Source organism: Methylobacterium sp. BTF04 (assembly GCF_010692745.1).
Lineage (GTDB): Bacteria > Pseudomonadota > Alphaproteobacteria > Rhizobiales > Beijerinckiaceae > Methylobacterium.
This window is the reverse complement of sequence record NZ_JAAHTB010000096.1, coordinates 1-5,346: the sequence shown is the minus strand read 5'-3', so window position 1 is coordinate 5,346 and position 5,346 is coordinate 1. Positions and strand designations below refer to the sequence as shown.

Here is a 5,346-nt window from a genome sequence, read left to right as displayed (position 1 = left end):
TCATCTCCGCCCGCACCGCATCCGCCACCGCCGGGAGGTCGCTCTCCGGCAACAGGCGCAATGCGGACGTCTCCGAAAGACCGTCCAGAATCGAGGTTTCTATCCGTGACACCGAATCAACCTCACGCCCGGAGGGAAGACATGCGCGCAAAGTCTTGCGGCAAATGATTATTCTGCGATCGCGACTCAGTGCCGACGGCACCGGCCACCGCGCTTGAGACGCGGCCGTTCATCTATTCGACGTCGAGGGGCGCCGTGCCGGCTGCCTTGCCGTCGGCGCCGAGCGTGATCTTCTGAATCCGCGCCTCGGCCTTCTGGAGAAGCGCCTCGCAATGGCGCTTCAGGGCCTCCCCGCGCTCGTAGATCGCCACCGACTCGTCGAGGGGCACGTCGCCCTTCTCAAGACGGCGAACGATGTCCTCGAGCATTTCGAGGGCCTTCTCGAACGGCAGACTCGGCTCGAAGCCGGCCTCTGCGGCGCCGGGCGCGCCGGTCGTTGACGCCGTCGGCGCAACGGCGGGTCGAGCTACGGTCATCCTGATTCATCCCTTGATTCTGTCGGTCTAAGCCCGTCCGGCGGCGGCCGGCAACCCGGCCACCCCCTCGCCATCGCACTTCGGCGCGCAGGGCGTCGTTTGGGTCACACTGCGTTTGCACGCCATTTCGTTGCAGGCTTGCGTCATAGCGGACTGGCCCCAGAGCGCTCTCAAGCCAGATCCAGGCGAAACGGTTCCCCCTCGAACGCCTCGGCCCCCCGACCGATCCGGGCGATCGCAGCGACCATCCGCCCGTCGCGCGCCAGCATCCGGTCGGCGATCGCCACGAACAGGGAATTGGGCGTGGCCGACGGTGCGGCCGCCCGCAGCGCATCGGCGATCGCCGCCTCGTCGCGTTCGGGCTCCAGCGCACAGGCGGCGATGTAGGCGGCGGCGGTGGAGCGGCTGATGCCGGCGTAGCAATGGATCACCAGGGGCCGCGCCCGGTCCCAGCTTCGCGAAAAATCCAGGATGGCGCCGATATGCGCATCGTCCGGCAGCACATGGCCGTCGAGGGGCGCGACGATGTCGCTGACCTCGACCACGCAATGATGCCCCGCGGCAATGCCGTCGGGCCGCGCGATGGCTGTGCCGACTTTCATCAGCGTCATCAGTCGGTTGGCCCCGGTCTGGGCCAGCGTCTCGGGCAGGCGCGACAGCGGGCAGACATGGATGGAGGGCATGATCAGGGGTCCGACAGAGCGGCGGTGAGGGCGTGGAAGCGGGCGAGGAAGCGCCGTTGCGCGACGTCGCTCGGCCAGGGATCGAGCAGGGCCTCCGCCTCGGGGGGGATCGGCCCGGGCTCGCCGAAGAGCGCACGGGCCTCCGCCTGGTCGAAGCCGGCCAACCGCGTCGCCTCGAAATAGGCCGCGATTCCGTCGGCGCGCTTGACGAGGCCGGCCTCCGAGACGGTGGGGTCGGCGAGTCCGAAGCGCGCGCGGATCGCCGCGAGGAGGCGTCGCTCCACCGCCTTGTAGGAATCGCCGATGGCCGCCTTGAACGGCGAGATGATGTCGCCGATCACGTATTCGGGGGCGTCGTGCAGCAGCATTTCCAGACGCTGACCCGCCGTGCAGGTCGGCTCCAGCCCGGCGCCGATCGCCTCCACCAGCAGGGAATGCTGAGCCACCGAGAAGACGTGCGGCCCGGCGGTCTGCCCGTTCCAACGGGCGACGCGGGCGAGACCATGACCGATGTCGACGATGGCGATGTCGCCCGGCTCCGGATCGAGCAGGTCGAGGCGCCGGCCCGACAGCATGCGCTGCCACGCGCGTGGCGGACCGCTCATCGGACCGCTCCGAGAGTCGCGCAAGGCCGATGACGGTGGCAGCCGACGAGATGGTCATTGACCATGCCGGTGGCCTGCATGAAGGCATGGACGATGGTCGGCCCGCAGAAGCTGAACCCCTCGGCCTTGAGGGCGCGCGACATGGTCCGCGACACCTCCGTCTCGGTGGCGATGGCCTGCCGATCGGGGGCGGCACTCTGGATCGGCACGCCTCCGACGAAATCCCACAGGAAGCGCGAAAAGCCGGGGCCGCGCGCCTCGATGGCGAGCCACGCCTTGGCGCCCGCGAGGGTCCCGACGATCTTGGCGCGGTTGCGGATGATGCCGGTGTCCTGCATCAGCCGCTCGACATCGGCGGGCGTGAACCGCGCGATGGCTGCCGGCTCGAAGTCGGCGAAGGCGCGGCGAAAGCCCTCGCGGCGGCGCAGGATCGTGATCCAGGACAGGCCGGCCTGAAAACCGTCGAGGATCAGCTTTTCGTACAAAGCGCGGCCGTCGCGCTCGGGCACGCCCCATTCGGTGTCGTGGTAGGCCGTGTAGAGCGGATCGAGCCCGGCCCACCAGCAGCGGGCGCAGCCGTCGGGATGGTGGATCAGGCCGGTGGCATCAGCAGACATCGGGCTGGTTTAGCTTGAGAACGGGACAAGAACAAACGCAATTGGGATCACCCCGCCAGAAGCGGCTCGGGAAACGCGAAGGTGGCAAAAGACGGCCGCTCGACGCCGATCAAGGTGCTCCCCGCGCGCAAGGGTTCACCGGCCGCCAGCGCGTCGGCGAGCCGGTCGATCCGCAGGGTGGCGAGGCCGCGCGTTCCCGCGACGCTGCCGATGGTCCCGAGGCTGCGCTGGCCGGCGGTGATCTCGACGGCACTTTCCAGACCACCGTCCGAGACGGCGACGATAGGCACGATGCGGGTGCGGGCGGTGCCGCGGTGCTGCATGCGCGAGACCACCTCCTGGCCGACGTAGCAGCCCTTCCTGAAGTCGACGCCGCCGAGCTGGTCCATCAGCGCTTCATGCGGAAAGGCGTCGGAATAGGTGAAATCGCGCCCGCCCTCGGGGATGCCGAGGGCGATGCGGTGGGCGTGGTAACCGGCCTCCGTCGCATCGGTCGAGAACGCGCCCTCGGCGGCGTAGATCCGGGTGCCGAGGGCGGCGAGGCGACCGTCCTGCACCGCCTCTGTCGCGATCGTGGTTTCGGCCCCGTCCCAGGCGGCAGCGACACTGGTCGTCGGATCGAGGGCGATCGTCACCTTGGCGCGCAGGCGGTAGAGGGCGAGACGTTTGGCGAGGTCGGCAGCGCGCTCGGCCACGCCGTCGAGCCGGAACCCGTCCCCGATCTTCGAGATCAGGAAATCGAACAGCACCTTGCCCTGTGGCGTCAGCAGCGCCCCGAGCCGCGCCTCGCCGGGGGGGAGCGTCTCGACGTTGCAGGTCACGACGCCTTGCAGGAAGCTGGTCGCATCCTCGCCCGCGACGGTGACGAGGGCGCGGTCCGGCAGCAGGGCGATCGGCATGGCGGCTCCTGAGTGTCCAGCGGCGTTGCGTGCCACTTCCGCCTGACATAAGCCGCCGCCATCCGCGCCTCAATGCTTCCGACAGGAGTCACTCCGATGGACCAGCCCTTCGACCTTCTCCTCACCGGCGGCACCGTGGTGAACCAGGACGGGGAGCACCGCGCCGACATCGGCATCCGGGCCGGGCGCATCGCCGCCATCGGCGACCTGTCGCGCGCGGCGGCATCCGAGACGCGGGATTGTACCGGACTGCACCTGTTGCCCGGCGTCATCGACAGCCAGGTGCATTTTCGCGAGCCGGGGCTCGACCACAAGGAAGACCTCGAATCCGGCTCGCGCGCGGCGGTGATGGGCGGCGTCACCGCAGTGTTCGAGATGCCCAACACCAACCCGCTGACCACCAGCGCCGCGGCGCTCGCCGACAAGGTCGCCCGCGGGCATCACCGGATGCATTGCGATTTCGCGTTCTGGGTCGGCGGCACCCACGAGAACGCCCATGAGGTGGCCGAGCTCGAGCGCCTGCCGGGGGCGGCCGGAATCAAGGTGTTCGTCGGCTCGTCCACCGGTTCGCTGCTGGTGGAGGACGATGCCGGCGTCACCGAAATCCTCAAGCGCACCCGCCGGCGCACCGCCTTCCACGCCGAAGACGAGCCCATGTTGCGCGCGCAGAAGGATCTGCGCGTTCCGGGCGATCCGTCCTCGCATCCGGTCTGGCGCTCGCCGGAGGCCGCGTTGAAAGCGACGCAGCGCCTCGTGCGCATCGCCCGCGCCACCGGCGCGCGCATCCACATCCTGCATATCTCCACCCGGGAGGAGATGGCGTATCTGGCGCAGGCCAAGGACGTGGCGACCTGCGAGGTGACGCCGCATCACCTGACCCTCGACGGCACCGAGGCCTACGCCCGGCTCGGCACCCTAGTGCAGATGAACCCGCCCGTGCGCGATGCGAGCCATCGCGACGGCATCTGGCACGGGCTGTCCCAGGGCGTGGCCGACATCCTCGGCTCGGATCACGCGCCACACCTGCTCGAGGAGAAGGCCAAGCCATATCCGGATTCGCCCTCGGGCATGACCGGCGTGCAGACCCTGGTGCCGATCATGCTCGACCATGTGGCGGCCGGGAGACTGTCGCTGGCGCGCTTCGTCGATCTCACCAGCGCCGGACCGAAGCGGCTGTTCGGCATCGCCCGGAAGGGGCGTCTGGCGGTGGGCTACGACGCCGACGTGACGGTGGTGGACCTCAAGCGGCGCGAGACCATCCGCAACGAATGGATCGCCTCGAAATGCGGCTGGACGCCCTACGACGGCGTTACGGTGACGGGCTGGCCGGTGGGCACTCTGGTGCGCGGCGCCTGCGTGATGTGGGACGGCGAACTCGTCGGCCCGTCGCGGGGCGAGGCGGTGGTGTTCGAGGAGACGCTGGCGCCGCAAGCCTGAACGGCCGTCCCCGGGACCTTATCCGTCGCAGTACCGAGCCAGGCGCAGGGAGACCTGCGCCAACGCTCTGGCGAGGAAATCATACCAAATCCGGCCGCTCGCTTCGCGATGCGGACCGCCGGCGGCGTCTTCAGACCGAAAGACATGACCAAGGATCAGGCCCCGGACAGCCGCACCCGCGGCTCCAGAAGACCACGGACGCCGAGGTCGATCAGGAAGGTGCGGCCATGCTCCGGGTCCGCCGCCTTCTCGTCGTCGTCCATGCCCTCGTAGGCGCTGGTGACGAGGAGCTGGGTCAGGTCGTTGCCGGCAAAGGTCGGGCAGCTCGGGCGGGTGGCCGGCACCGCCACCGAGCGCACGCGGTCTCCGTCGGGGCTGTAGGCATCGACGCAGCCGCTGCCCCAGCGCGCGCACCAGATCAGGCCGGCGGCGTCCACCGCCGCCCCGTCGAGCCCGCCCTCGCCATGGCGATGATCGTGGAGCGTGGCCGGCTCCCCCCGCGGCAGTCCGGTCACGAGCTATGCGGGAAAGTGGGTGACGACGGTGGATTGAGGGCGGCGTATCGAGGC

The 5,346-nt window shown here is 69.5% G+C and carries 6 protein-coding genes and 1 pseudogene; 1 reads left to right on the top strand and 6 read right to left on the bottom strand.

Going from position 1 to position 5,346, the window contains the following annotated elements; all coding sequences use genetic code 11:
• Positions 1-233 precede the first annotated feature (233 nt).
• The 5 genes from G3T14_RS22965 to G3T14_RS22945 form a co-directional block, all read right to left on the bottom strand.
• Positions 234-536, bottom strand: coding sequence for an exodeoxyribonuclease VII small subunit (locus G3T14_RS22965; protein ID WP_163644819.1), 303 nt, complete (start codon positions 534-536; stop codon positions 234-236).
• Between the two features lie 170 nt (positions 537-706).
• Entirely contained in the window at positions 707-1,219 is a 513-nt protein-coding gene (locus G3T14_RS22960; protein WP_163644818.1) for a protein tyrosine phosphatase, read from the bottom strand.
• Between the two features lie 2 nt (positions 1,220-1,221).
• Positions 1,222-1,824 (bottom strand): HD family hydrolase, encoded by a 603-nt coding sequence (locus G3T14_RS22955; protein WP_163644817.1) that lies wholly within the window; start codon positions 1,822-1,824, stop codon positions 1,222-1,224.
• Positions 1,821-2,441, bottom strand: a complete 621-nt coding sequence (locus G3T14_RS22950; RefSeq protein WP_163644816.1) for a DNA-3-methyladenine glycosylase I — start codon at positions 2,439-2,441, stop codon at positions 1,821-1,823. Before G3T14_RS22950 ends, G3T14_RS22955 begins: the two co-directional genes overlap by 4 nt.
• 47 nt (positions 2,442-2,488) lie before the next feature.
• Positions 2,489-3,340: a folate-binding protein YgfZ gene (locus G3T14_RS22945; protein ID WP_163644815.1), complete on the bottom strand. Its 852-nt coding sequence runs from the start codon at positions 3,338-3,340 to the stop codon at positions 2,489-2,491.
• Between the two features lie 96 nt (positions 3,341-3,436).
• Between G3T14_RS22945 and G3T14_RS22940 the strand changes: the two genes are divergently transcribed.
• The gene (locus G3T14_RS22940) at positions 3,437-4,777 is read left to right on the top strand and encodes a dihydroorotase (protein WP_246733508.1); all 1,341 of its coding nucleotides are present in this window, start codon (positions 3,437-3,439) and stop codon (positions 4,775-4,777) included.
• Positions 4,778-4,932: 155 nt separating this feature from the next.
• On the opposite strand, the pseudogene G3T14_RS22935 reads toward G3T14_RS22940, so the two are convergent.
• Positions 4,933-5,289: pseudogene (locus tag G3T14_RS22935) on the bottom strand (SMP-30/gluconolactonase/LRE family protein); the annotation flags it as partial.
• Positions 5,290-5,346 lie beyond the last annotated feature (57 nt).